This is a genomic window from Zhihengliuella alba (assembly GCF_039538765.1).
Lineage (GTDB): Bacteria > Actinomycetota > Actinomycetes > Actinomycetales > Micrococcaceae > Zhihengliuella > Zhihengliuella alba.
On the sequence record NZ_BAABCJ010000001.1, the window covers coordinates 1,144,367 to 1,166,945 of the forward strand.

General features: G+C 70.2%; 25 protein-coding genes. 15 read left to right on the forward strand and 10 right to left on the reverse strand.

The window, feature by feature from the left end; all coding sequences use genetic code 11:
* The first annotated feature begins 1 nt into the window (after nucleotide 1).
* The 8 genes from ABD784_RS05225 (at nucleotide 2) to ABD784_RS05255 (ending at nucleotide 4,650) form a co-directional block, all read left to right on the forward strand.
* Nucleotides 2-244 carry a holin gene (locus tag ABD784_RS05225; protein ID WP_344880899.1) on the forward strand — a complete coding sequence of 81 codons (243 nt, stop codon included), beginning with the start codon at nucleotides 2-4 and terminating at the stop codon, nucleotides 242-244.
* 177 nt (nucleotides 245-421) lie between these two features.
* Complete coding sequence (locus tag ABD784_RS05230; RefSeq protein ID WP_344880902.1) at nucleotides 422-1,582, forward strand: hypothetical protein; 1,161 nt, start codon at nucleotides 422-424, stop codon at nucleotides 1,580-1,582.
* Between the two features lie 330 nt (nucleotides 1,583-1,912).
* On the forward strand, nucleotides 1,913-2,335 hold the full coding sequence (locus ABD784_RS05235) for a DUF6941 family protein (RefSeq protein ID WP_344880905.1): 423 nt from the start codon (nucleotides 1,913-1,915) through the stop codon (nucleotides 2,333-2,335).
* A 5-nt stretch (nucleotides 2,336-2,340) separates the two neighbouring features.
* Nucleotides 2,341-2,589, forward strand: coding sequence for a DUF4258 domain-containing protein (locus tag ABD784_RS14335; RefSeq protein ID WP_425582920.1), 249 nt, complete (start codon nucleotides 2,341-2,343; stop codon nucleotides 2,587-2,589).
* Between the two features lie 61 nt (nucleotides 2,590-2,650).
* The gene (locus ABD784_RS05240) at nucleotides 2,651-2,986 is read left to right on the forward strand and encodes a DUF2283 domain-containing protein (protein ID WP_344880908.1); all 336 of its coding nucleotides are present in this window, start codon (nucleotides 2,651-2,653) and stop codon (nucleotides 2,984-2,986) included.
* A 70-nt stretch (nucleotides 2,987-3,056) separates the two neighbouring features.
* On the forward strand, nucleotides 3,057-3,392 hold the full coding sequence (locus ABD784_RS05245) for a hypothetical protein (protein WP_344880911.1): 336 nt from the start codon (nucleotides 3,057-3,059) through the stop codon (nucleotides 3,390-3,392).
* Between the two features lie 357 nt (nucleotides 3,393-3,749).
* On the forward strand, nucleotides 3,750-4,235 hold the full coding sequence (locus ABD784_RS05250; protein ID WP_344880914.1) for an ImmA/IrrE family metallo-endopeptidase: 486 nt from the start codon (nucleotides 3,750-3,752) through the stop codon (nucleotides 4,233-4,235).
* Complete coding sequence (locus ABD784_RS05255) at nucleotides 4,228-4,650, forward strand: hypothetical protein (RefSeq protein ID WP_344880917.1); 423 nt, start codon at nucleotides 4,228-4,230, stop codon at nucleotides 4,648-4,650. Before ABD784_RS05250 ends, ABD784_RS05255 begins: the two co-directional genes overlap by 8 nt.
* Here the strand turns inward: ABD784_RS05255 and ABD784_RS05260 are convergent.
* Nucleotides 4,647-4,784 carry a hypothetical protein gene (locus ABD784_RS05260; protein ID WP_344880920.1) on the reverse strand — a complete coding sequence of 46 codons (138 nt, stop codon included), beginning with the start codon at nucleotides 4,782-4,784 and terminating at the stop codon, nucleotides 4,647-4,649. The two genes, ABD784_RS05255 and ABD784_RS05260, sit on opposite strands and share 4 nt — an antisense overlap.
* A gap of 188 nt (nucleotides 4,785-4,972) precedes the next feature.
* A complete protein-coding gene (locus ABD784_RS05265) occupies nucleotides 4,973-6,196 on the reverse strand; it encodes an HIRAN domain-containing protein (RefSeq protein WP_344880922.1) in 1,224 nt (407 codons plus the stop codon).
* Between the two features lie 544 nt (nucleotides 6,197-6,740).
* On the opposite strand from ABD784_RS05265, the gene ABD784_RS05270 reads away from it, so the two are divergent.
* The 3 genes from ABD784_RS05270 to ABD784_RS05280 all read left to right on the forward strand — a co-directional run bounded on the left by ABD784_RS05270 (nucleotide 6,741) and on the right by ABD784_RS05280 (nucleotide 7,852).
* Nucleotides 6,741-6,995: a hypothetical protein gene (locus tag ABD784_RS05270; RefSeq protein WP_344880925.1), complete on the forward strand. Its 255-nt coding sequence runs from the start codon at nucleotides 6,741-6,743 to the stop codon at nucleotides 6,993-6,995.
* A gap of 412 nt (nucleotides 6,996-7,407) precedes the next feature.
* Nucleotides 7,408-7,662, forward strand: coding sequence for a hypothetical protein (locus ABD784_RS05275; RefSeq protein ID WP_344880928.1), 255 nt, complete (start codon nucleotides 7,408-7,410; stop codon nucleotides 7,660-7,662).
* Entirely contained in the window at nucleotides 7,637-7,852 is a 216-nt protein-coding gene (locus ABD784_RS05280; protein WP_344880931.1) for a MerR family transcriptional regulator, read from the forward strand. Before ABD784_RS05275 ends, ABD784_RS05280 begins: the two co-directional genes overlap by 26 nt.
* A 165-nt stretch (nucleotides 7,853-8,017) precedes the next feature.
* On the opposite strand, the gene ABD784_RS05285 is transcribed toward ABD784_RS05280, so the two are convergent.
* The 8 genes from ABD784_RS05285 to ABD784_RS05320 all read right to left on the reverse strand — a co-directional run bounded on the left by ABD784_RS05285 (nucleotide 8,018) and on the right by ABD784_RS05320 (nucleotide 15,248).
* Complete coding sequence (locus tag ABD784_RS05285) at nucleotides 8,018-8,284, reverse strand: hypothetical protein (RefSeq protein ID WP_344880935.1); 267 nt, start codon at nucleotides 8,282-8,284, stop codon at nucleotides 8,018-8,020.
* 552 nt (nucleotides 8,285-8,836) lie between these two features.
* Nucleotides 8,837-9,439, reverse strand: coding sequence for a hypothetical protein (locus tag ABD784_RS05290; RefSeq protein ID WP_344880938.1), 603 nt, complete (start codon nucleotides 9,437-9,439; stop codon nucleotides 8,837-8,839).
* 122 nt (nucleotides 9,440-9,561) lie between these two features.
* Nucleotides 9,562-10,434, reverse strand: coding sequence for a zinc metalloprotease HtpX (gene htpX / locus ABD784_RS05295; protein ID WP_344880941.1), 873 nt, complete (start codon nucleotides 10,432-10,434; stop codon nucleotides 9,562-9,564).
* 33 nt (nucleotides 10,435-10,467) lie between these two features.
* Nucleotides 10,468-11,784, reverse strand: a complete 1,317-nt coding sequence (locus ABD784_RS05300; RefSeq protein WP_344880944.1) for an MFS transporter — start codon at nucleotides 11,782-11,784, stop codon at nucleotides 10,468-10,470.
* A 66-nt stretch (nucleotides 11,785-11,850) separates the two neighbouring features.
* A complete protein-coding gene (locus ABD784_RS05305) occupies nucleotides 11,851-12,849 on the reverse strand; it encodes a DUF368 domain-containing protein (protein WP_344880946.1) in 999 nt (332 codons plus the stop codon).
* Nucleotides 12,846-14,282, reverse strand: a complete 1,437-nt coding sequence (locus tag ABD784_RS05310) for an FAD-dependent oxidoreductase (protein WP_344880949.1) — start codon at nucleotides 14,280-14,282, stop codon at nucleotides 12,846-12,848. Before ABD784_RS05310 ends, ABD784_RS05305 begins: the two co-directional genes overlap by 4 nt.
* A 253-nt stretch (nucleotides 14,283-14,535) precedes the next feature.
* Nucleotides 14,536-14,844, reverse strand: coding sequence for a hypothetical protein (locus ABD784_RS05315; RefSeq protein WP_344880952.1), 309 nt, complete (start codon nucleotides 14,842-14,844; stop codon nucleotides 14,536-14,538).
* A 50-nt stretch (nucleotides 14,845-14,894) separates the two neighbouring features.
* Complete coding sequence (locus tag ABD784_RS05320; RefSeq protein WP_344880955.1) at nucleotides 14,895-15,248, reverse strand: WXG100 family type VII secretion target; 354 nt, start codon at nucleotides 15,246-15,248, stop codon at nucleotides 14,895-14,897.
* 261 nt (nucleotides 15,249-15,509) lie between these two features.
* Between ABD784_RS05320 and ABD784_RS05325 the strand changes: the two genes are divergently transcribed.
* The 4 genes from ABD784_RS05325 to eccCa are packed head-to-tail and all read left to right on the forward strand — an operon-like array spanning nucleotide 15,510 to nucleotide 22,558.
* Nucleotides 15,510-15,839 carry a hypothetical protein gene (locus ABD784_RS05325; RefSeq protein WP_344880958.1) on the forward strand — a complete coding sequence of 110 codons (330 nt, stop codon included), beginning with the start codon at nucleotides 15,510-15,512 and terminating at the stop codon, nucleotides 15,837-15,839.
* Nucleotides 15,836-17,329 (forward strand): type VII secretion integral membrane protein EccD, encoded by a 1,494-nt coding sequence (eccD, locus tag ABD784_RS05330; RefSeq protein WP_344880961.1) that lies wholly within the window; start codon nucleotides 15,836-15,838, stop codon nucleotides 17,327-17,329. Before ABD784_RS05325 ends, eccD begins: the two co-directional genes overlap by 4 nt.
* Nucleotides 17,330-17,345: 16 nt before the next feature.
* Nucleotides 17,346-18,560 (forward strand): hypothetical protein, encoded by a 1,215-nt coding sequence (locus tag ABD784_RS05335; RefSeq protein WP_344880963.1) that lies wholly within the window; start codon nucleotides 17,346-17,348, stop codon nucleotides 18,558-18,560.
* Nucleotides 18,557-22,558: a type VII secretion protein EccCa gene (eccCa, locus tag ABD784_RS05340; RefSeq protein ID WP_344880966.1), complete on the forward strand. Its 4,002-nt coding sequence runs from the start codon at nucleotides 18,557-18,559 to the stop codon at nucleotides 22,556-22,558. The genes ABD784_RS05335 and eccCa overlap by 4 nt, the downstream gene beginning before the upstream one ends.
* Nucleotides 22,559-22,579: the final 21 nt, after the last annotated feature.

Consider the following 22,579-nt stretch of genomic DNA (forward strand, 5'->3'; position numbering starts at 1 on the left):
CATGTGGACAGCAACCTTCTGGAAAGACACGGCTGAACGCGTCATCTCCACCATCGCGCAGGTCGCACTCGTCACCATCGGCGCTGAGGCGTTCAACGTCATCGAGGCCGACTGGGCTGCCATCGCTGCGGTCTCCGTCGGTGGCGGTGTCGTCGCACTCCTCAAGGCCGTCGCAGCATCCGGCATCGGCGACCACACCCCATCCCTCGTCAACACCAACGAGCCCAAGCACCGGGCCGGCTGACCCGTGGCGTGCGTCTATGCGCGGGCAAAAGCTGAGACACCAGAGATAGACCACGACCTGTCCGGGGCGCAGGTCGCACTCGCACTCAAAGGCATCGGCAGAGCAGTCCACAAGGCCACGATCAGCTCGCACCGTGCCGGGACATGCTCATGCGATGCGGGCGGCAGCGACCCAGTGGTGGAGGCGGCGGGCGAATCGGAGCTCCACTCGGCGACAGGCTCGAGCTACGTCCGCTATTCCGAGCGGCCGTGGGGATATGAGGACCACTGCGACTTCATCCGCCAGCAGGGGCAGGATCCCGACGAGGTCACCTTCACGTGGGGTTGGACCTCGAACCCCAGCGGCGGTTTCTGGAACAAGCTCAACAACGTTCGTCCCATCAAACAGGACGAAGCTTGTACGCCGGGAACCGCATGGCCGGTCATCCAGCAGGCGGCACCCGTCCAGGTGACCATCGCGCACCGACCATCCAGGCCCCGCCGTGACCTGCTCATGGCGATCAAGGGTGCGGACACGCAGATCGGGTTCCGGCAGCTCGCCGACGGCACGATGGACCCGTTCCACGATGCCGCAGCGATGGCAGCGTTCGTCAAGGTGTGCCTCCAGGAGCAGCCGGAGAAGATCCAGATTCTCGGCGACTTCCTGGACCTCGCATCGCAGGGCCGCTTCTCACAGGAGGCGGCGTTCGCGCAGACGACGCAGGCTGCACTCGACACGGGGCACCAGTTCCTGGCCGAGCTGCGGACCGCATGCCCCACCGCTGACATCATCGTCATCGAGGGTAACCATGACAAGCGCATGCAGTCGTTCATCGAGGCCAACGCGCTCGCTGCATTCGGTCTCAAGCGGGCTCAGATGCCCGACTCGTGGCCCGTCATGTCCCTGCCCTACCTGCTGCGCCTGGACGAGCTGAGCGTTCGCTACGTGGACGCCTACCCGGCAGCCACGGACTGGGACAACGACACCACCCGCAACATCCACGGCACCAAGGCGAACAGCCGCGGATCGACCACCGCCCAGTACGTGTCCGACCTGCCCCACCTCAACACCTGGGCCGGTCACACACACCGCACGGAAATCACCTACCGGTCATCCATCGGCCACCGTGGACAGCCCGTCGAATCCTACTCGGCGAACCCCGGGTGCCTCTGCCGGACCGATGGTGCTGTGCCGTCCGTGAATGGCGCCATCGGTGCTGACGGAACTCCGGCCGGCGTGGTGGAGAATTGGCAGCAGGGCTTCGGTGTCCTGCTCTACACCGACACCGAGTCATGGCCACAGGTGTACCGGATCCGCAACGGTGCCGCCATCTACAACGGCGCACTCATCGCCGCCTAACCGCAGTTACCCATAAGCCCGCGACCGAGAATTATGGGTAACGTGCCAACATCCTTCGACCATCCACCCGACGTGTAAAGAATCGGCCCGATTGTTTGCATGTCCACTAGACCCCCGCGCGACGGCGGGGTGAGACCGTCGCACTGCCGGTCGCTCGGAGCCTGCAGCTACCCGAGCGACTGGCAGACTTAGCAGACGCAGACCTTTTTCGTCAAGCAGCGAAAATGGTCCAGCGCTGCGCCTCGAAGCGCCCCACCCTCATCATCACGAGGGTGGGGCGCTATTCGTGTTGGTGGTAGTGAGCAGCTACATAGGGCTAGCATGATCGACATGAGCAGCCCAAGCGCACTTCCGAACCTGGACTACGCGTTCCTCGCTGAGTTCGCACGCGTCGAAGGGGACAGTTTGACCTCGGTCGGCGCTAGCTTCACGCGCGTAGAGGTGGCAACGTTTCCTTCAACGGCCACCATCTACGTTGCCGGTAGGGTGCGGGCAGAGGAAGGTGGAGATCCGTTTGGCCTTCGCCTCAGGCTTGGCCCAGACGACCGATCTAGTGGTGTGGAGCTCGAGACTACGCTCGAACCGACGAAGGCCATCAACCCGTATTCGGGCAAGGTGGGAATGATATTTTCTGCCGGCGTCCCGCTTACTTTCGACCATGAGGGACGATACATGGCCCAGATATTCCTCCAGGACGAGCTGGTCCGTAGCCTGTACTTTTCTGTTCACTCGGTCACTTCGCCCGAGAGCTGACTGCCATGCGACTGGCATATGTCCGGCACGCAGAGCAGCAGATGCGAAGGCGGGGGATCACGAAGGCTGACGTCAGTGAGGTGCTGACTGAGCACAGGCGGCGTGGCGTAAGCTACCTGTCCAAAGACCATGCGGACCGTATGGTGTATGAAGTCAACCTGGAGGGCGGTAGACTTGTGGTAGTTACTTCTCCACCTGTCGAGGACACTTCTCCCACAGGTGAGGTACTGATCATCACTGCCTACTGGCGGTGATACGGCTAACCCCGGACGTACGGGTAGAAGCCAGATTACGTTGCGAGAGGATGACGTAACAGTGACTGACAGCACATACTTTGACGAGGCACTGAAGGTGGGCTATGCCCACATTGCGGATCGTGCCGTAAAGAAGACGATCGAGTACACGAGCACACTGCTGGTGGATGTCGATGAGAATGACGAGCCCGTCGGCATCGAGGTGCTTGGGCCTATTTCGGCGCACCACGTTTACGACATGGGTCAGCGCTACGGATGGACCCAGAATGCCCTAGAGCGTGTCGATGAGGCGGTTGCGCAGTTGCGGCAACTGATGAGCGTGCGTACCGAGAGCTCGGGCGACGGAATTTTCAACCGTGCGACGAGCTGGACAGACCCTCGCGCCTTGGCGGTCTAGCAATGACGTAGTGCCTCGCCTCTTCGGAGGCGGGGCACTACGCGTATTTGGCGCCAGCTACGATTGCCCCATGTTCGATGCGCCGACCAGCCCACCCGAGCACCCAGACGAGATCCACCGGTGGCCGCCCGCCGACAGGCCGTTCGTCCGCATCGACACCCCCGACGGTGACGTCCTCCACGGGTCAGCGCAAATGTGGCGCGGCCCCTGGATCGCCGTCATGATGCGAACCGGCGACGGACACTTCGACCTCGAGGATTTCTGGGTGCACCGCGACTGGGTCACCCGCGAGCCCGGCAATCTCCCCGAGTACAAGACAATGCGATGCACCGGGGATTCATACGAGGTGCGATGGGAGCCGAGCACCTGCCCGTGGCCCCGACTCGAGACGGGTTCCACAATCTGACCGAAGTTCTGACCGGAGTTTTCGCCCACGACGGCGGACGGCTCCGGAATGGGATAACCTCGATACCGGCGTCGATCCGGGGCAGAGAGTCACCCCGGACACGGGCGAACGTCCAAGGCTGAGACTCATAATCCTTGGGTCGTGGGTTCAAGCCCCACTCTCCCTACGAGAAACGCCCCAGTCAGAGCCGAGTCACTCGAGCTGGCTGGGCGTTTCTCGCGTTTTCGACCGGAGTTTGACCGGAGTTGTCATGCTGGGGTCGCGCCATGGACCGCGCCGAGCGGCGTGGGCGCGCGGGGAATGGACACTCGCGCATTAGAGTTGGCGTATACAACTGGAGACGGGGAAGGAGGAATCGTGCTCGTAAAGGAAGTCGCGAAGCTTGACGCTGAACAGGTGCTGAATACGTACTGGGACGGCAACTTCCCCGTCGACGTCAACGGTATCGCCAAGAAGATGGGCGTCGAGGTCTTCGACTCGATTCTCGCCTCCGACATCTCCGGCTACATCGTGAAGCGCCCCGGTGAGCCGGCCGAGATCCATGTAGCGACGGACCACGTCCCGACCAGAAAGCGGTTCACGGTCGCGCACGAGTTGGGCCACTTCGTTGAGCGGACGACTCGCGCGGGGGACGATGACTTCGGCTACGTGGAGAAGCGAGGCGGCAAGCGCACGCTCCAGGAGTTCTACGCCGATGAGTTCGCGGGGCACGTCCTCATGCCGCAGAAGGATGTCGAGAAGATGGGGCGTGAGGGAAAGAAGCCGTTTGAGATGGCCAAGGCGTTCGGAGTGAGCCTGGATGCCATGATGGTCCGGTTGCGTCGGCTTCACGCTGATGCCTGAACCTGCAGGGAGCTCGGACTGGCTCGAAGAGCTGCTCCGAGACGTGGAGGCTAGGTCAGCTGGCCAGCCGGACCCCCTAGACAGAGAGTTTGCCCACGAGGTCGCTGACGACCTCGACGGAGCTGAAGCGTCGTCCTCCTCAGACGTCGACAAGGAGCTGAAGGCCGCTGAAGCCAACGAGGCCCACGATAAGAATGATCTGCGTCAAAAGTTCTTCCGCTGGGCCATGTGGCTCATCACGGGAGCCCTGACGGTCAACGCGGTGGGCATGTTCCTCTACCTGATCTCGCAGTGGGGGCGACTCTCGGACACCGTGATGGTCGGTTGGTTCGCGACGACACTCGTTGAGGTCCTCGGCCTCGGGTATGTCATCGCCAACTACCTATTCGACGGCAGACGGGCCGCCGGAGGTTAAGCTCCGGAGCGGCGCCGGAACGCCTCGAGGGAGAGCACGTTGGAGTCCTCTGGGCTCGGTTCGGCGGGTGCCGGATCGGTCGACAGTGCGCTCGTCATCTTCGCTGCGGCGGCGTGCTTCATCTCATCGATCACGTGCGGTATCGCGTGAGCATGCTCGCCTGGGACCAGCCCATCATGTCCATGACAACGCGCCCGTCGACGCCCATCAGCAGCAGCAGGGCCGCGGCGTGCCGGCCGTCGTGCAGTCGGACATCGAGAACGTCGGCCGACCGGAGGAATTACTTGGGGTCCTGGGCGCGTCGGCCCGAGGCGCCCCCGGCCTAGGCCTCTGGTCTTAGCTCCAGGGCGTCGACCTCGACGGCCCTAGCCATGCGCCGGGACTGAATGAGTACGACGATCCCGACGACGATGCAGCCGATGGTCAGGAGGGGCCCGACGCCCGGGATCAGGCCCAGCAGCAGTCCGATCCCGATGGCGAGCACGAGGATCACGACTCCGCTGACACGGTGCATAGTCGGCGAGGTCCGGCGCTCCCGGTCGGTCACGTGGACGATCTTCTTCCCGACCTGCACGGCCCGTGCGGTCGGGTCTGCGGCGTCGCGCTCTCCTGGCAACGGCCGTCGGGCCGCCGCGGGCGCCTTCTCGTCCTGGTTTGGGGCCTTCTGCCCCGGCCGGAGTCCGGCCTCGCCCCGTCCCGCCGCTGGCTCCGGCTCGGGCACGTCGTAGGACGCCGCCGGCGGGACCAGGATGGGCGCCTTCGTCGGCGTCGTCAGCCACGACCCCGGCAACTCGGCGGCCTTCGCCCCGAGCACCTTGGCCTCCGCACTCAGCTCATTGCCTACCACGACTCCCCACACGCCCAGGCTCCACCCGTCGGCCTCGATCCGGTCGATCGTCGGCAGGAAGTGCTTCGAACTCGCCGCCGTCAGCTCGCCGATGCGCTCGCCGTCGAGCCGGACCTCGGCCAGCTCCCGGGCGGGCCCCGACTTCGCAGGCCGCTCGATCCGGTGCAGCGTCAGGATCACCGGGGCCTCGCCCCGCTCGGTCACGTAGTCGAAGAGATGCTCGAAATGGTGCTCCTCGCCCGTCACCTGTAGAGACCCGCCCCGGGGCAGCACGACCACACCGTCGAGCGACCCCTGGTTCACCGGCAGGACGTTCCCCGCCGCCGGCAACTGGACATGCACCTGACTGTGCAAGGTCGCCTTCTGCGACGAGTCGTAGCCGTCCCGGTATTGCGCGAAGATGCTGCCCCGTGTCGTCGCCCGGTACCCCGATGCCGCCAGCCGGTGCAGCTCCGGTGCTAACTCCCTCGCCGCTTCACGATCCAGATACCCCACAATGTGCCCACGAACCCGGACCGAGACCGCAAGCGGGTCCTTCGGATTGCTTGGCTCCGGCACCAGGTCCGCCTCGACGTCCTCCGACACCCAGTCCTCCCGCGTCGGCTTCTGCATCAACGCCCCCAGCACACCCCGCTGATGGTAGGACTCGCCGACGACTTCAGCCCGCGCTGAGCACCGCACCAACTCGAACTTCTCCATGACCCGCCCCAATCACTCGTCGTCCCTAGTTTTGCTCGTCAAACCCCGCTTGCGACTCCTCGCCAGCGGGCTCGGGCTCACGCGCGAACCGCTCGCGCGCCAGCTCCATCGGCGAATGACCGCCAAGTCCTACACATCAGCCGACCCCGCCGGCTCACCGGGCGTCTGTCCCTCGCAAGCGTCACGACCACCGCCAGGCTCCCGGTGCGTCAGAAAAGCTGAGACTCCTCTCCGCGTGACGCCGAGCACGATGACGAAGCGGGCCTTGAGCCCACCGCGACCGCAAACATCGTCGGCCGCCTCGAACGAGTGCGCATGAACCGCCCTCCATAGTGTGTGCCACCGAGCATAGTCCTGCGCCGCGTTAGGGACATGTCTAGGTCAGATCATGCGTAGGGCCATCATCGCTGTCGCGGGACGGTCCGTTCACATGGCCGCTTGTATCACGGGCGCTCGTGCAGCCCGTCCGGTGAACCCCGGCGAAGCCCCACCCGAGGCTCCGGCGCAGGTGAAGCATTTCGTCGTCGCCACCTAGGATGCTGTCATGCCGCATTTCCGCACGCCCGAGGACGTCGCCAATGAGCTGGGTTTGAAGATCGGCATGCTCCGCCGGATCTGCCGAACCAACGACCACCTCTGCACGCGCCTCGAGCGCGGCCGGCTCGTCCTGACTGACGAGAATGTTCAAGGCGTCATCAAGCACCTGATCGGCGGGCACGAGCGAAGCCGTGGGGCGAACGACCTCACGCCCGACCCCTTCACAGAGGAGAGCCGTGGAGTATCCGCCGCAGACAAATGACCAGCCCGGGCAGAAGGCATACACGGTCCAGCAGGCTGCGGCCGCATACGGCATCTCACCTAACGTCATTCGGGCGCACATCAGGCACGGCAATTTGATTGCTCGCTACCCGAGTAGCCGACCAGTGATCGGGGTCGATGAACTAGCCGAATGGTTCGAGTCGCTGCCATCGGAGCCGCCGAGCGGGTGATCCGCGGTGCGCTCCTCGGGCTTCTCGCGGACGATACGGGCGACGCCGTTCCGCACAGCGGCTGACAGTGAGACGCTGGTGCAGCGACGGACCTCGCGAATGTCCCAGCCAGCGACAGGAAGGTTGACCGCGAACTCAGAGATTCGCAAAACTTACAACCCAGCTGATGCGTATTGGGCCGTACAAGTGAATTGCGGGCCCGTGCTAGGAACTGGAGGGCGAATGGCATACTTCCGAACCCCCGAAGAAGTCGCCCCGGAGTTGGGCATCACGCCGACAACCCTGCGCCTCATCTGCAAGAACACCGGGTTCTGCACGCGCCTCGAACGCCGGCGCATCACGCTAACCCAGGCCGACATCGAACGAGTTCTCCGGCACTTGGCGGTTGAACAAGAGAAGAAAAACCGCTGGTGGGAAGAGCCCGAACCCGATCCCTTCGCCGAGGAGCCCCATGGAAGACCTGCCGCAACTCCCTGAACATCCTGACCGGATTGCCTACACCGTCGAGCAGGCCGCGTCCGCAGTCGGAGTTTCGAAGGACATCATCAGAGCTCACATCAAGCGGGGTAACCTGGTCGCCCGCTATCCGTCCAGCAGGCCAATCATCAGTGCCCAGGAACTCGGGGACTGGCTCGAGGCACTCCCGACCGAGCCACCGGAGTCGTAGTCCGAGGCCGGGTGGGCTCGCTGGGACGAACAGGCAAGTGCATGCGCGCAGCTCAAGGCGCACACCGGCGCGTCCGGCTCATCTACAAGTTTCTTCCTGATCCGCATCCCGGAGGGGGTTGAACGTGTGGCCCAGGCGTGTACCCGCCTGGGCCACACGCATGTCCTAGCCGCTGTAGTAGTCCGGGGCGCTCTTGCCTAGACGGTGATCCATGACATCGACTGTGGTCAGGAAAACCGTCAGGCCGTAAGGCACGGCCCCGTGTTTTTCTTGGACGTCCCAGACCTCATCGATGCGGTATGCGGCCCTCGTGGTGAGGATGAACTGTCCCGCCACCGGCGTAGTTTCGCAGTAGCTATCGTCCCACTGCTCTCCATCGTCAGCGATGTACCTGACGAAGATCTGCGGCTGAGCGTATCCGCCATCTGCCATTAGAACTCCCTTCCCTTGGTGCCGGACGTCCACTACGGCCGGTCGAGACCAGACTATGGTTCGCTGGTCGTGACATAGCGACGGCGGAAGTCAAGCAAGTCTCAGGTTGCCGAGGTCAAGCGAAGGCCCAGTAGTGGGCACCTTCCCCCGAGGTGCTCGATCTCCTCAACTCTGCCCGGCGAGATCGAAGGTGACGACGGCCTGACGGGCACAGAGCGAAGCGCGCTGGCCCGGAAGGACGAGACCGCCATCACCCGGCGTGGTGGCCAGACATATTCCGCCCTGAGCCGGCCACCCCCGAGCCGTAGTCCGCACGGAGTCCGCAAGCGCTCCAAAACCGAACTACCCCTACCAGCGACGACCAATGCTGAGTGCCCCGGGTTTGTGCGGAATTCAGGCGACCGCAACGCTAACCAATAGCGTGACAGCGGTCCGTCAACTTCCGCTGAGCCGGGGCCCGGACGCGCTCGCAGCGGCCGGGGCGACGCAGAGAGGCCACCACTGTCCGCAGGACGGTGGTGGCCTCTCTGTCGCGACAGGGAGCTCCGGACATCAGCCCGCCGACTCCAGATCCTGCCGGGTGTAGGTGGCGAGCGAGTCGCCGTCGAGGGTCATCGCGACGACCATGTCCAGGTCCGGGGCGTCCGGCCCGAGGGTCGCCATGGCCTCGGACGCGATCCCCTCGAGGTCGACCTCGGCCTCCGTGCCCGGACAGGTCGCAGGCGCACCGCCGCCGGTGTCCGCGTCGATGTGCAGGGCGAGCAGGCCGGCGTCCGGGGAGTCCCAGGACCGGATCAGATCGAACGGGCAGCTGAAGCCTTCGACCGAGGAGACGCCCTCGGCGGCCAGCCACTGCTGCATCCTCTCGTCGGCCCAGGCCTGGAGCTCCTCCGGGCCCGGCGCCTCGACCGAGGGCTGCGCGACGCCGGCACCGTCCTCGTCGGCCCCGGTCCCCGCGGAGTCCTCGATCTTGCTGAGCCGCGGCGTCTCCGGGGCGGGCCCGCCCCGGGCCTCCTGGACGAGGTGGACGATGCCCATGGTGAGGCCGACGCCGACGACGGCCACGATCGACGTGCCGACAAGCAGGAGCAGGAGCATGCCCGCCAGCGGGCCGCCGCGCCGGCGGCGCTCGCGCGGAGCACTGCGCCTACCCACGGGCGACTCCCGGCGCGGTGCGGCGGCGGACGGCCCTCCTGGGGCCGTGGGCGCGGGTGATCGACGACAAGGTTCCCCCAACGGATTGTCCTGGATGTTCCTCGCACCCTAGCATCGGGCGGCTACCAGCCGAGCGGGCGTCCCGCCATCTTCTCCAGCCGCGCGATGCGGTCCGCCATCGGCGGATGCGTGGCGAACAGCTTCTTGGCCCCGCCGAGGAACGGGTTCGCGATCATCAGATGCGAGGTGTTGACCAGCTTCTGATCGTCCGGCAGCGGCGCGCGCTGGACGCCGAGCTCCAGCTTGCGCAGGGCGGAGGCCAGCGCCAGCGGGTCGTTCGTCAGCTGCGCGCCGTCCTCGTCGGCGTCGTACTCGCGGGTCCGGCTGACCGCCATCTGGATCAGCGCGGCGGCCAGGGGTGCGAGCAGCGCGAGTGCGATCATGGCGATCGGGTTCACGTTCCGGCGGTCCCCGCCGCCGCCGAAGAACATCATGAACTGAGCCACCGAGGTGATGACGCCGGCGACGGCCGCCGCCACGGACGAGGTGAGGATGTCCCGGTTGTAGACGTGCATGAGCTCGTGCCCGAGGACGCCGCGGAGCTCCCGCTCGTCCAGCAGCTGCATGATGCCCTCGGTGCAGCACACGGCCGCGTTCTCCGGATTCCGGCCCGTGGCGAAGGCATTGGGGGCCAGGGTCGGCGAGACGTAGAGCCGCGGCATCGGCTTCTGCGCGGTCATCGAGAGGTCGCGGACGATCCGGTAGTAGGCGGGGTGCTCGGCCTCCGTGACCGGGTAGGCCTGCATGGAGCGGAGCGCGATCTTGTCCGAGTTCCAGTAGCCGTACGCCGTGGTGCCCAGGCCGATCAGCGCGAACAGCCAGATGAACATCGAGTTGCCCGTGCCGGAGGCGATCAGCGCGCCCAGGACGAGGAGCAGCGCGAACAGGGCCCCCAGGAGCAGGGCCGTCTTCAGTCCGTTGTTGTGGTTGTGCACGGTTCCAGAGTACTGACCCCGCGAGGCCACCCGCTACGGGACGGGGCGCCGGGCGTCGTAGCGCAGGAAGCCGGGCTGCCAGCGCATCAGCCCGGTGGCGACCGCCACGCAGAGGACGCCCCCGACCATCAGTGTCCACGGCTCGCCGACGATGTTCGCCGCCCCGCCGGCGACGAGGTCGCCGACGCGCGGTCCGCCCGCGACGACGACGATGAACACGCCCTGCAGGCGTCCCCGCAGCCGGTCCGGCGTGGCCGACTGCAGGATGGTGTTGCGGAACACGCCGGAGACCGAGTCGGCGACGCCGGCCAGCAGCATGAACCCGGCGGCGGGCCAGAGCCAGGCGGTCGCACCGCCGTCGTCCGGCAGCTCGGAGCCGGCGGCGAGGTAGACGACGACGCCGAAGCCGCAGATGCACAGCCCCCACGCGACCACCGACCAGTACACGGCCGCCCCGTGCCAGTGGACGCGGCCCAGGGGGCCGGAGAAGAGGCCGGTGAGGAACGCGCCGAGGGCCGTGGCCGCCAGCAGCACGCCGACGGTGGTCTCGCCGCCGCCGATGAGCACGGCGCCGATCGCGGGCAGCAGGGCGCGCGGGGCGGCCATGATCATGGCCGCCAGGTCGATGAGGAAGGTCATCCGCACGTTCCGCCGCGTCGCGAGGAACCCGAAGCCCTCGATCACCGACCCCAGGCCCACGCGGCGCCGCCGCGGCGACAGCGTGGCCGCACCGCCGCTGTCCTCCCCCTGCCCCGGCGGGAGCGGCGGCAGGCGCCAGATCGCCCAGAGCGCGGCGAGGTAGGTGACGACGTCGACCGAGTAGGTCCAGGCGTAGCCGACCTGCGCGACGAGTACACCGCCCAGGAGCGGGCCGACCATCATCGCGACGCTGAAGGTCAGCATGTTCAGGGCGTTCGCGGCCGGCAGGAGCTTGACGCCGACGAGGGCGGGGATGATGGCCCCACGCGTGGGCTGATTGATGCCGACGGCGCCCGAGTGGACGGCGATCAGCGCGTAGAGGACCCAGACGTTCTCCAGCCCGGCCCACGCCTGGGCGGCGATGGCCGCGGTCGCCAGCCACAGGACCGCGGCCGAGGCGAGGGCGACCCGGCGGCGGTCGAACGCGTCGGCGACGGCCCCGCCGTAGAGGCCCGCCACGACGAGCGGCACGACGGCGAACAGGCCCAGGAGCCCCACGTAGAGGCTCGACTGGGTCAGTTTGTAGACCTCCAGGCTCACCGCGACGAGCGTGAGCTGGCTGCCCACCGCGGACAGCGTGTTGCCGAGCCACAGCCGCCGGAAGTCCGGGCTGACCCGCAGCGGGGTGAGGTCGGCGAGGAGTCTGGGCACGCTCGTGAGCCTAGCCCCTCCCCGCGCGCAGGGCGGCAGCGCCCCGCGGGCGGGGCGCGGGCCGGGCTACGCCTCGGAGTGCGCGGCCTCCCGGGCGATCATCCGCCGCTCCAGGTACACGCCGGCGCCGACGACCGCCGCCCCGGCCAGGGCGAGGCCGATCACGGGCCAGACCGTGGCGGGGTCCGCCGGGACGATGCTCCGGTCCTCCGCCTGCCACGGCCACAGGGCGCGCAGTCCGCCGGCCATCAGCCCGGTGATGACCACCATGGTCACGTGGTGGCGGACGGCCAGCAGCCGGCGGAGGGCGAGCACGATCAGGACGCCGCCGACGAGCGCGCCGGCGAGGAAGACGCCGAGGTAGCCCAGGTCGCGATCGTTCACCGCGGCCAGCGTCGGCTCGTAGACCCCGAGCGCGAGAAGCAGGAAGGACCCGGACAGCCCCGGCAGCGCGAGGGCGCCGACGGCCAGCGCGGCGCAGAGCATGAGCGTGACCGGCGTGATCGCGACGTTCTGCGCGGGCAGGCTGACCGCGACGGCGGCGACCGCCGTGGCAATGGCCAGGTAGAGCCAGTCCCGGCTGCGCCACCGGCCGGCCAGGCGGATGGGCACGAGCAGCGAGACGAGCACCATACCGAAGAACGCGGCCCGCATCAGCACCGGGTGGTTCGCTGCGAGGTCCTCCATGAAGTGGGCCATCACGAGGATGCCGACGCCCATGCCGGCGAAGAGCGGCAGCAGCAGCAGCCAGTCCACCTCGCGCAGGCGATCCCGCGCCGCGCTGCGGCGCTCGGGCCCCCGGAAGATCCCGGCGATCAGACCGCAGACGCCGACGATGAGCGCCGATGCGCTGGCGATGAGCCGCTCGTAGACCATGACGACCAGCGCGACGGTGCCGCCGCTGACGCCCGGCATGGTCTCGACGGTGCCGATCAGGGCGCCGCGCAGCCCGTTGGCGACGATCTCCCGTCCGGGGCGCCGTCCGGCGCGCCCGCTCCGGGCGGCCCCGGCCGGGTTCCGCTCCCCCGGGGTGCCCTGCTCCACGGTCTCCGGTGCCCCGCTCATGCGCGCTGCACTGCGCCGTCGGTGGAGATGCGGACCATGTCCGCCCGCGGGACCACCTTGATGCGCTCGCGGGTGATCTCGCCGGCCTCGGTCACCACGGCGCCGGCGGCGGCGCCGAGGGCGCGCTCGTGCTCGTCGAGCGCCAGCCAGCCCTCCCAGGTGGTGTGCTCGACGCCGCGCTCGCGCAGCAGCTCGAGGATCGCCTCCTCGTCCGGGCGGCTCGCCGCCGGGAGGTCGTGGCGGTCCTCGAGGAGGTTGCCGATGGTCTCCAGCGCATCGCCCTTGGTGTGGCCGATGAGGCCCACCGGGCCGCGCTTGATCCATCCGGTCGTGTAGACGCCGGGCACCGGGGCGCCGTCCGCGTCGAGGACGCGGCCGCCGTCGTTCGGGACCACGCCGCGGCGGGCGTCGAAGCCGAGCTCGGGCAGCTCCGAGCCGAAGTAGCCGATCGCCCGGTAGACGGCCTGCAGCGGGTACTCGACGATCTCGCCGGTGCCGCGGACGTTGGCCGTGCCGTCGAGCTCCTGGCGCTCGAAGCGCATGCCGGTCACGCGGCCGTCCTCGCCGACGATCTCGACCGGTGAGTGCAGGAAGTGCAGGTGCAGGCGGCGGCTGGCCGGTGCGCGGCCCGCCTCCTCGCGCTCCTCCTGCTCCACGAGCCAGTTGGTCAGCGTGTTGACCATGGTCTTGACCTGGTTGTTGGTCTTAATCGCCTCGTCGGAGGCCGCGTCGAACTCGAAGTCCTCCGGGTACAGGACGATGTCGACGTCGCGGCTGTGCGAGAGCTCGCGCAGCTCCAGCGGCGTGAACTTCACCTGCGCGGGGCCGCGGCGGCCGAAGACGTGCACGTCGGTGACGGGCGAGGCCTTCAGCCCCCGGTAGACGTTGTCGGGGATCTCGGTGCTCAGCAGGTCGTCCGCGTGCTTGGAGAGGACGCGGGCTACGTCGAGGGCGACGTTGCCGTTGCCGATGACGGCGACCTCCTTCGCGTCCAGCGGCCACTCGCGGGGGACGTCGGGGTGCCCGTCGTACCAGGAGACGAAGTCGGCGGCACCGAAGGAGCCCTCCAGCTCGACGCCCGGGACGTCCATCGGCGCGTCCTTGATCGCGCCGGTGGCGAAGATGACGGCGTCGTACATGTCGCGGATGTCGGAGAGCAGCAGGTCCCGCCCGTAGGTCACGTTCCCGAGGAAGCGGATGTCGCCGCGGTCCAGGACCCGGTGCAGGGCCGTCACGATGCCCTTGATCCGCGGGTGGTCCGGGGCCACGCCGTAGCGGATCAGGCCGTACGGCGCCGGGTAGGCGTCGAACAGGTCGATCGAGACCTCGAAGTCCCGCTCGGCCTTGGTCAGGATGTCGGCCGCGTAGACGCCGGCGGGACCGGCACCGATGATGGCGACGCGCAACGGACGTCCGTCGACGGAGTGTGACACGTGTTGTCCTTCCGGAGGGGAATCGCGCAGCTACGGGATGGTGAGCGCGCGGCACGAATAGCGCACGGCTCCCTAGTGTAATTGCCCGCACGACGTCGTCCATCGCCCGTGTGCCCGACCTCACCCGCGCACGCCCGCACGGGACGAGGCACGACGGCGCAGCCCCGCCCCTGCGATCGTGCAGGGACGGGGCTGTGCTGACTGTGCTGTGCTGGCTGCGTGCGCTGTGCTGGCTGCGAGGTGCGGGGCCGGCTCAGATGTTGTCGACGATGTTCCCGACGCGGCGTCCGGTGCTCGTGGCGGTGACCTGGTTGTCGGCGAGGAGTCGGCGGCAGCGACGGACCAGCTCGAGGGTGTCGCCCGCGGCGGTGACCCAGGCGCGCTCCTTGGTGTCGTAGCCCTCGCGGTTGTTCGCGTCCTCCCAGTTGTCGGCGACGAACTTCTGCTGCTGCTCGCGGTCGCCGATGATGGTCTCGATCCGGCCGGCGATGCGCAGGACGGTCGCCTCCATCTGTCCGGCGGACGCGGTGTCGAACTGGATGACGTCATTCTCGGTGGGCATGGTGTGTTCTCCTTCGAAGTCTGTGGGGGTCAGGATCGGTGAGCGTCGGCTCAGCGACCACCGAGATTGAAGCCGGTGCTGCCGGAGGCGGCCGCGGCGACGCTGGCGGCGTCGCGGCCGTCGCCCTCCATCTCGTCGTCCATGTCGAGGTAGGCCTTGGCGGCCTCGGCCTGGCCGCTGGAGATCGAGGCCAGGGCGGCGATGAGCTCGCCCTCCACGCGGGTCGCCTCGTTGATGAACTCCGTGAACTTCACGGCGGCGTTGCCCTTGAAGGTGCCCTTGAGCTCCTCGACGCCATCGATCATCTCCTCGACCAGGCGGACCAGCTCGGTGCCGGAACCCTCCGACTGCTGGGAGGCGTCCGACATGGCCGGGACGCTCATCTTGCCCTTGAATCCAGTCATGGGCGGTTCTCCTTCACGTTGGTGCAGCGGCGGCTCGCGGCGTGCTGCTGCAGGAATTCTGTCCGGTTCGCCCGGCGAGGGGCACACTCCAATCCAACGGTCTGGCGGGCACCCGGTCAAGGTCGGGCGATGGGGAGAACTCCCCACCTGCCCCGGATTCCCGCCCGGGGCGGGGTCGGAGCTGACATGATGGGACCGGACCAGGACGGAGGCGGCCCCTCCGCGAGACGAGCGCAGCGCACCGCGCCGGGAGGAGGAGCGATGTCCACAGAGTTCGACGCGCAGTTGATCGAAGCGGTCTCCGTGCGCCGGGACCGGCTGACCGACGCGCTGCTGTTCGGCGCGAACCCCACGGAGCGGCGCTGGAAGAGCACCGTGCGCCTGTTCGTCTACAGCGTGGTGATCGCCGCGCTCATCGCCGCCGTCTGCGTGGGCATCTCGTTCGTGAGCAACATTCTGGAGCAGCAGGCCGCCGAGAAGGCCGAGCGGCAGAGCGCCGCCGCCGTCGTCGAGGCCCCCGCGGATCCCCTGGCCCACCCACTCCTCCCGGCCCCTGCGGCCGAAGCGACCACGAGCGGTACCGGAGCATGATGCACGATTCCCTGAGCACCCTGCAGGCCCCCGGCCGGGACGGCGGCCCGCGCCGGGCCGGCACGGAGGCCGCCGCGGCGGCCGGCGGCCGGTCCAACACCACCACGTCCGTCCAGCCGTACACGCGCGTCACCCTCGTCGGCGAGCGCCGCCGGCTGGACCTGGTGCTGCCGTCCACGGCGGAGATCGGCACGCTGATGCCGCAGATCCTCCGCCTGCTCGGCGACACCCCCGGCGAGCGCGTGGCCTCGAAGATCCTGCTGACCGACACCGGCGCCCCACTGCCCGCGCACACCACGCTCGCCGAGGCCGGCGTGGCGGACGGGGCGGTCCTTAGCCTGCACAACAACTACGACGCCCCGCCGCCGGCCGTGGTCTACGACGTGACGGACGCCGTGGTGGACGAGTCGGAGCGGACCGCGTCCCCGTGGACCCGCACGCACCTGCTGGTCGCCTCCGGCGTCGCCGCCGGCCTCGGTGTCCTGCTGGGGCTGTGGACCCTCACGAGCACCTACGCCGGCGGGCGGGCCTGGTGGATCCTCCTGGCCGTCGGCGCCGCGCTCCTGGTCACGGGTGCCGCCCTGGTCCGGACGCACCGCCCGGTCTCGGCGACGCTGCAGGTCCTGGGCGCCGTGGTCGCGGCGCTGGGCGTGTGGAACGCCGGCTGGCTGCCGGTCGGGGTGGCGGCGCTGGCCGCGGCCCTGGTCGGCACGCTCCTGATCGGCGGGCTCGCCCCGCTGGCCCCGCGTCCGCCGGCGGTCTACGCGACGGCCGGGGTGGCCGGCGGGCTGACCGCGCTGTGGGCCGCCGCCGCGCTCCTCTCGGTCTGGGCCGTCGGCACCTCCGGGGCCGAGCCGGCCGCCGCCGACCCGCTGGTGGGCACGGCCGCGATCGCCGGCATCGGCTCGGTCGCCGCGCTGGGCCTGCTCCCCACGCTGGCCCTGAACGCCTCCGGCCTCGCCCGCCTGGACGACCTGCGCGCCCAGGGCGCCGAGATCGCGCGCGGCCACGCCCTCGACGCCATCCGGGCCGCCCACAGCGCTCTGCGCTGGTCCACCGTGGTGGCCGCCGCGTCGGTGGGCGCCGCCCTGGTCCTGCTCGCCTCCGGCGGGCCCGCCGACGACGCCCGGGCCGGCCTGGTCTGGACCGTGCCGCTGGCCCTGGTCCTGGCCGCCGCGACGGGGTTGCGCGCGCGGTCCTTCCCGCTGGCCGTGCAGCGGTACGCGCTGTACGCCGCGGCGGTCCTGGGGGTCGTGGCCACCGCGGCCCGGCTCGCCGCCGCCTTCCCGGAGCGGACCTGGCTCGTCGCCGTCGTCCTGGTGGTCCTCGGCGTGCTCGCCGGACTGGGCCTGGTGACCCGGTTGGCCGAGCACACGCAGGCGCGCCTGCGCCAGCTCGCCTCCCGGGTGGAGGCGCTGACGGCCCTCGCCTCCGTCCCCCTGGCCGTGGGGTACTTCGGCGTCTTCCACCTGCTGCTGAACTCCTTCTAACGCCCGAGGGTCCCTGATGTCGACGAACACTCCCCCGCAGCCCGACGGCCAGCGCCGGCCGCTCTCCCGCACGCTCCCCGACCCGTGGGGGCCCGACGACGGCGGCGGCGCCGGCCAGCCCGGGACTCCCGCCGCAGGGCCCCGGCCGGGGTCGCCGGCGGCGCGGCGGACGATCGAGCAGCCGGTCCCGGGCTCGTCCCGCCGGGGCGCGGGCGCCCCGCGCGGCAGGGGCGGATCCCGCGTCACGGCCGGCACCGGCGCCGGCGGCGTCGGCGAGGCGCTGAGCTACGACGTCCTGCGCCTGTCGGGCGTGCGCGGGAGCGACTCCGCGCTCGCCCGCACGCTCGGCGCCCTGGTGGGCGGGGACCCAGACGCGCAGCGGCTGCCGGAGCTGGCGGCGCTCGCCCAGGCCCCGGTCGCGACGGGGCGACGGGTGGCCGTGTTCGCGACCCGCGGCGGCGCCGGCGCCACCACGACGGCGGCCCTGCTGGCCCGCTTCTTCTCGGCGGCCCGGCCGGACCGCGTGGCGGTCCTCGACGCGGCCGAGGAGCACGGCTCGCTCGGGCTGCGGCTGGGCGTCGCGGGCGGGCGGCCGGGGCCCGCAACCCTGGCCGGGCTCCTGCCCGCGACCACCGGCGGGAACCTGCCGACCGCCGAGGAGCTCGACGGGCTGCTCGGCCACGCCGCGCAGAACCTCGCCGCCACCGCCAGCCCGGGCGCCGACGCGGCCGACCAGGCGCACGAGGTCCCGGGCTCGCTGCTGCGCGAGGCCTGCGCGACGATCTCCCGCTACTTCGCCCTCACGATCGTCGACTGCCCCACCGGCATCCGGCGGCCGGCCACCGGCGCCGCGCTGGCGGACGCGCACGCGGCCGTGTGGGTGGTCCCCGGCACCCTCAGCGGCGTGGAGGACGCCCTGGCGCGCCTGGCCGGGCCGACCCTGCGCGGGCTGGCCGCCTCCGGCCGGCTGCTCGTCGTCGTCGCGCAGCAGGACCGCGCCGCGCCCGTGCCCACCGCCGTCCACGCCCGCCGGTTCAACGAGCTCGGCTACGAGGCGCACGCGCTCGGCTACGACGCCCACCTGGCCGCCGGCGCGCGGATCCGGGCCGGCCTCCTCGGCGCGGAGCGCCGCACCGCGCTCGCCGGGCTGGCCGCCCGCGTCCTGGACGTCGCGAACGCCGCACCGGCCTCCGCCCCGTCTGCGGCACCGCGCTCCGGACGGCGGGCATGAGCCAGCGCCTCGTCCACCGCCCGGCCCGCACCACGCCGCCGCTGCGCGAGTACCATCCGTTCACGATCGACGCCCCGCCGCCCAGCGAGGGCGAGGCCGCCGGCCCCAACATGATGGCGATCGTGCCCATGCTCGGCGGCGCCGTGTCCATGACCGTCATGATGCTGTTCCGCAACTCGCCGTTCGCGGCCGTCGGCGCCATGATGATGGTGCTGACCGTGGTGGTCGCCGTGTTCATGATGTTCAGCCAGCGCGGCAAGCAGCAGCGCCAGCGCCGGCAGGCCCGCGACCTCTACCTGCGCTACCTCGAGCGCACCCGCGTGAGGCTCCGCGCCGACGAGCAGGAGGCCCTGGCCACCGCGCGCGTGGCGAGCCCTCCCCCGGAGGCCCTGTTCGACGTCGTGCGCAACCCGCTGCGCCTGTGGGAGCGCCGGCGCTCCAACGAGGACTTCCTGCAGGTCCGGCTCGGCACCGGCGACCGGCCGGTCCGCGGCCTCCGGGTCGCCGACACGTCCGCACCGGGTCAGCTCGAGGACACGTTCATGGTCGCCGAGGCGGAGATCCTGCGCCGCCGCTACGCCACCAGCCCCACCATGCCCGTGACCGTGCCCCTCGACTCGGTCGGCAACGTCTCCGTGGTCGGCTCCCGCGGCTTCGCCCTGGCCGTCGCCCGGAACCTGCTCACCAGCGCCGCGGCCCTGCACTCGCCCGAGGACCTCGGCCTGGGGCTCGCCGTCCCCACGGACCGGCGCGGGGACTGGGACTGGGCCAAGTGGCTGCCCCACCTCGCGGACCAGCAGCAGACGACGGCGGCCGGGCCCGTCCGGCGGATCGGGGCCGGCCTCGACGACCTCGCCGACGTCATGGCGCCCGAGCTCGCCCAGCGCTCCAAGGTCGCCGCGGAGGCCCGCAAGAACTCCGAGGCGGCCTCCGGCGTGCTCGCCCGGCTGGTGCTGGTCAGCGACGTCCACGGCGCCCCGGCCCAGGAGCTCCCACTCGCGGACCGCTACGTCACCCCCGCCCAGCTGGGCACGACCGTGCTGCACCTGGTCTCCCGGCGGGACGACGAGCCCGACGACGTCGCGCTGCGCATCACCGAGACCGACGGCGGGTTCCGGCTGGAGGACTACCGGAACGACCCGGCCCAGCCCGTGGTCCGCCACGGCGAGCTGGACGCCCTCGACGCGGCGACCGCCAGCGCGCTCGCCCGCGAGCTCGCGCCGCTGCGGCTCTCGGCCGACTCCCTGGAGCACGGCCCGTCCAACGCCGGCGGCCAGTCCTTCCTGGAGATGCTCGGGCTCACCCCCGAGCTCGGCCGCGCCGACGTCGAGCGGACCTGGCGCCCCCGCGCCGACGCCGACTTCCTGCGCGTCCCCCTCGGCCCGGACGACCGCGGCAAGCCGGTCATGCTCGACCTGAAGGAGTCCGCCCAGCTCGGCATGGGCCCGCACGGGCTCTGCGTGGGCGCCACCGGCTCCGGCAAGTCGGAGATGCTCCGCTCGCTCGTGTTCGGCCTGCTGGCCACCCACTCCCCCGACGTGCTGGCCATGGTCCTCGTGGACTTCAAGGGCGGCGCCACCTTCGCCCCCTTCGAGGGCGCCCCGCAGGTCACCGGCATCATCACCAACCTCTCCGACGACCTCTCCCTGATCGAGCGCGTCTACGCGAGCCTCAACGGCGAGATCCTGCGCCGCCAGGAGGTCCTCAAGGCGGCCGGCAACATCGCGAACATCACCGACTACCAGGCGCACCGGGCCGAGCGCCTGGCCCGCGGCGAGGACATGGACCCGCTGCCGCACCTGGTGGTCATCATCGACGAGTTCGGCGAGCTGCTCACCGCCCGGCCGGACTTCATCGACCTCTTCCTCTCCATCGGGCGCATCGGCCGCTCGATCGGCGTGCACCTGCTGCTGTCCTCGCAGCGCGTCGAGGGCGGCAAGCTCAAGGGGCTGGAGACGTACCTGTCCTACCGGATCGGCCTGCGCACGCTCTCCGAGGCCGAGTCCCGCACGGTCCTGGACACCGGCGACGCGTTCCACCTGCCGCCGATGCCCGGCTACGGCTACCTGAAGGTGGACACGACCGTCTACACGCGCTTCAAGTCCGGCTACGTCTCCGGCTCGGTCGACGCGGAGCGCGGCCGGACCGACGAGCCGGTCGAGCCGGCCCGCCCCGAGGTCCTGCCGCTGGGCTTCTACGCCGGGGAGGCCGCCGCGGGCGCCGGGGACGACGACGGATCCGCACCCAAGCCGGCGGGCAAGGCGCTGCCCGAGCGCACCACCGGCCCCACCGTCATGTCGACCCTGATGGAGACCCTGCGGACGTTCCCCCGTTCGGTGCAGGAGATCTGGCTCCCCCCGCTGCCGGACGCCATCACCCTGGACGCCGTCGTCGGCCAGGTCCACCCCGGCGAGCACGGGCTGCGGCTCGAGCACGGCGGCCGCCTGCGGGTGCCGATCGGCCTGCTCGACGATCCGGCCAAGCAGTGGCAGGGGCTCTGGGAGATCGACTTCGCCTCGGGCGGCGGCAACCTGATGATCGTCGGCGGGCCGCAGTCCGGCCGCAGCACGCTGCTGCGCACCATCGCCTCGTCGCTGGCGCTGACGCACCGGCCCGGCGAGGTGGGCATCTACTGCGTCGACCTGCTCGGCTCGGCCCTGCTGCCGCTGGGTCGGCTGCCGCACGTGGGCGGCACCGCGATCCGCACCAACCGGGAGGTCGTCCGGCGCACCGTCGAGGAGATCCTCGGAATGCTCTACCACCGGGAGCGCCTCTTCGAGCTGCGGCAGATCGACTCGCTGGCGACCATGCGCCGCCTGCACGCCGCCGGCGAGCTGCCCGAGCTGCCCAGCGCCGACGTGTTCCTGCTCATCGACGGGTACGCCCAGATGAACGAGGACTTCGAGGAGATCCAGGACGCCGTCACCACCCTCATCATGCGCGGCGGCGGCTACGGCATCCACGTGGTCGCCACGCTGAACCGCTCCGGCGAGATCCGCATGGCCCAGCAGGGGTTCTTCGGCAACAAGGTCGAGCTGGCGCTGGCCGATCCGGCGGACTCCGCGATCGACCGCAAGGTCGCCCAGGGCGTCCGCTCCGACGCGCCGGGCCGCGGCCTCTCGGACCAGAAGCTCATCGGGCACGTCGCACTGCCGCGGATCGACGGCGACGCGGACCCGGAGACGCTCTCCGACGGGCTGCGCGCGCTCGTCGACGCCGTGGCCGCGTCCACCAGCGAGACCGCCATGCAGGTGCGCGTCCTGCCGGCCGAGGTCTCCACCGCGGAGGCCCCCGTGCCGGCGACGCAGGGACTGTTCCCGATCGGCCTGCGCGAGGTGGACCTGGCCGCCCAGACCATGGACATGACCCACAAGGACCGCCACCTGATCGTCATGGGCGACGAGGGCACCGGGAAGTCCAACCTGCTGCGGAACCTGATCGACGCGTTCGTCGCCCAGCACACCCCGGACGAGCTGCTGTTCGCGGTCTACGACCCGCGCAAGGACCTCGACGACGTGGTGCCGGACGACTACCTGGGCGGCTACGCCGGCAGCGCCGCCGTCGGCGAGCAGCTCACCGCGGCCCTCGTGAAGGAGCTCGGGCTGCGCCTCAACGGCGGGACCGACGACGAGCAGCCCGGCGCCGCGCGGCTCGTGGTGCTGGCCAACGACTACGACGTCCTCACCGCGGGCAACAGCTCGCCGATGGGCCGGCTGGCGAACTACCTGCCCATGGCCGGGGAGCTGAACCTCAACGTGGTCCTCACGCGCAAGGTGCGCGGCGCCAGCCGCGGCATGTACGAGTCCCTGTTCTCCGTCCTGCGGGACTCCGGGTCCTCGACGCTGATCATGAGCGGCGACCGGTCCGAGGGCATGCTGGTCAACAACGTCCGCGCCCGCGCCCTCCCGCCGGGCCGCGGCCAGCTCGTCCAGACCGGCCGGCCGGTGCAGACCGTCCAGACGTTCCTCCACCCGGGCACCCCGCGGACGGACGGCTGAGCGCCGGTCCGGGGCGGGCCC

Coding starts and splice junctions, on each gene's coding strand:
- eccCa (WP_344880966.1), top strand. CDS start 18,557: ATGAGCCAGCGCCTCGTCCACCGCCCGGCCCGCACCACGCCGCCGCTG.
- ABD784_RS05225 (WP_344880899.1), top strand. CDS start 2: ATGTGGACAGCAACCTTCTGGAAAGACACGGCTGAACGCGTCATCTCC.
- ABD784_RS05315 (WP_344880952.1), bottom strand. CDS start 14,844: ATGCCCACCGAGAATGACGTCATCCAGTTCGACACCGCGTCCGCCGGA.
- ABD784_RS05235 (WP_344880905.1), top strand. CDS start 1,913: ATGAGCAGCCCAAGCGCACTTCCGAACCTGGACTACGCGTTCCTCGCT.
- ABD784_RS05320 (WP_344880955.1), bottom strand. CDS start 15,248: ATGACTGGATTCAAGGGCAAGATGAGCGTCCCGGCCATGTCGGACGCC.
- eccD (WP_344880961.1), top strand. CDS start 15,836: ATGATGCACGATTCCCTGAGCACCCTGCAGGCCCCCGGCCGGGACGGC.
- ABD784_RS05245 (WP_344880911.1), top strand. CDS start 3,057: ATGTTCGATGCGCCGACCAGCCCACCCGAGCACCCAGACGAGATCCAC.
- ABD784_RS05255 (WP_344880917.1), top strand. CDS start 4,228: ATGCCTGAACCTGCAGGGAGCTCGGACTGGCTCGAAGAGCTGCTCCGA.
- ABD784_RS05270 (WP_344880925.1), top strand. CDS start 6,741: ATGCCGCATTTCCGCACGCCCGAGGACGTCGCCAATGAGCTGGGTTTG.
- ABD784_RS05305 (WP_344880946.1), bottom strand. CDS start 12,849: ATGAGCGGGGCACCGGAGACCGTGGAGCAGGGCACCCCGGGGGAGCGG.
- ABD784_RS05275 (WP_344880928.1), top strand. CDS start 7,408: ATGGCATACTTCCGAACCCCCGAAGAAGTCGCCCCGGAGTTGGGCATC.
- ABD784_RS14335 (WP_425582920.1), top strand. CDS start 2,341: ATGCGACTGGCATATGTCCGGCACGCAGAGCAGCAGATGCGAAGGCGG.
- ABD784_RS05335 (WP_344880963.1), top strand. CDS start 17,346: ATGTCGACGAACACTCCCCCGCAGCCCGACGGCCAGCGCCGGCCGCTC.
- ABD784_RS05280 (WP_344880931.1), top strand. CDS start 7,637: ATGGAAGACCTGCCGCAACTCCCTGAACATCCTGACCGGATTGCCTAC.
- ABD784_RS05325 (WP_344880958.1), top strand. CDS start 15,510: ATGTCCACAGAGTTCGACGCGCAGTTGATCGAAGCGGTCTCCGTGCGC.
- ABD784_RS05265 (WP_344880922.1), bottom strand. CDS start 6,196: ATGGAGAAGTTCGAGTTGGTGCGGTGCTCAGCGCGGGCTGAAGTCGTC.
- ABD784_RS05285 (WP_344880935.1), bottom strand. CDS start 8,284: ATGGCAGATGGCGGATACGCTCAGCCGCAGATCTTCGTCAGGTACATC.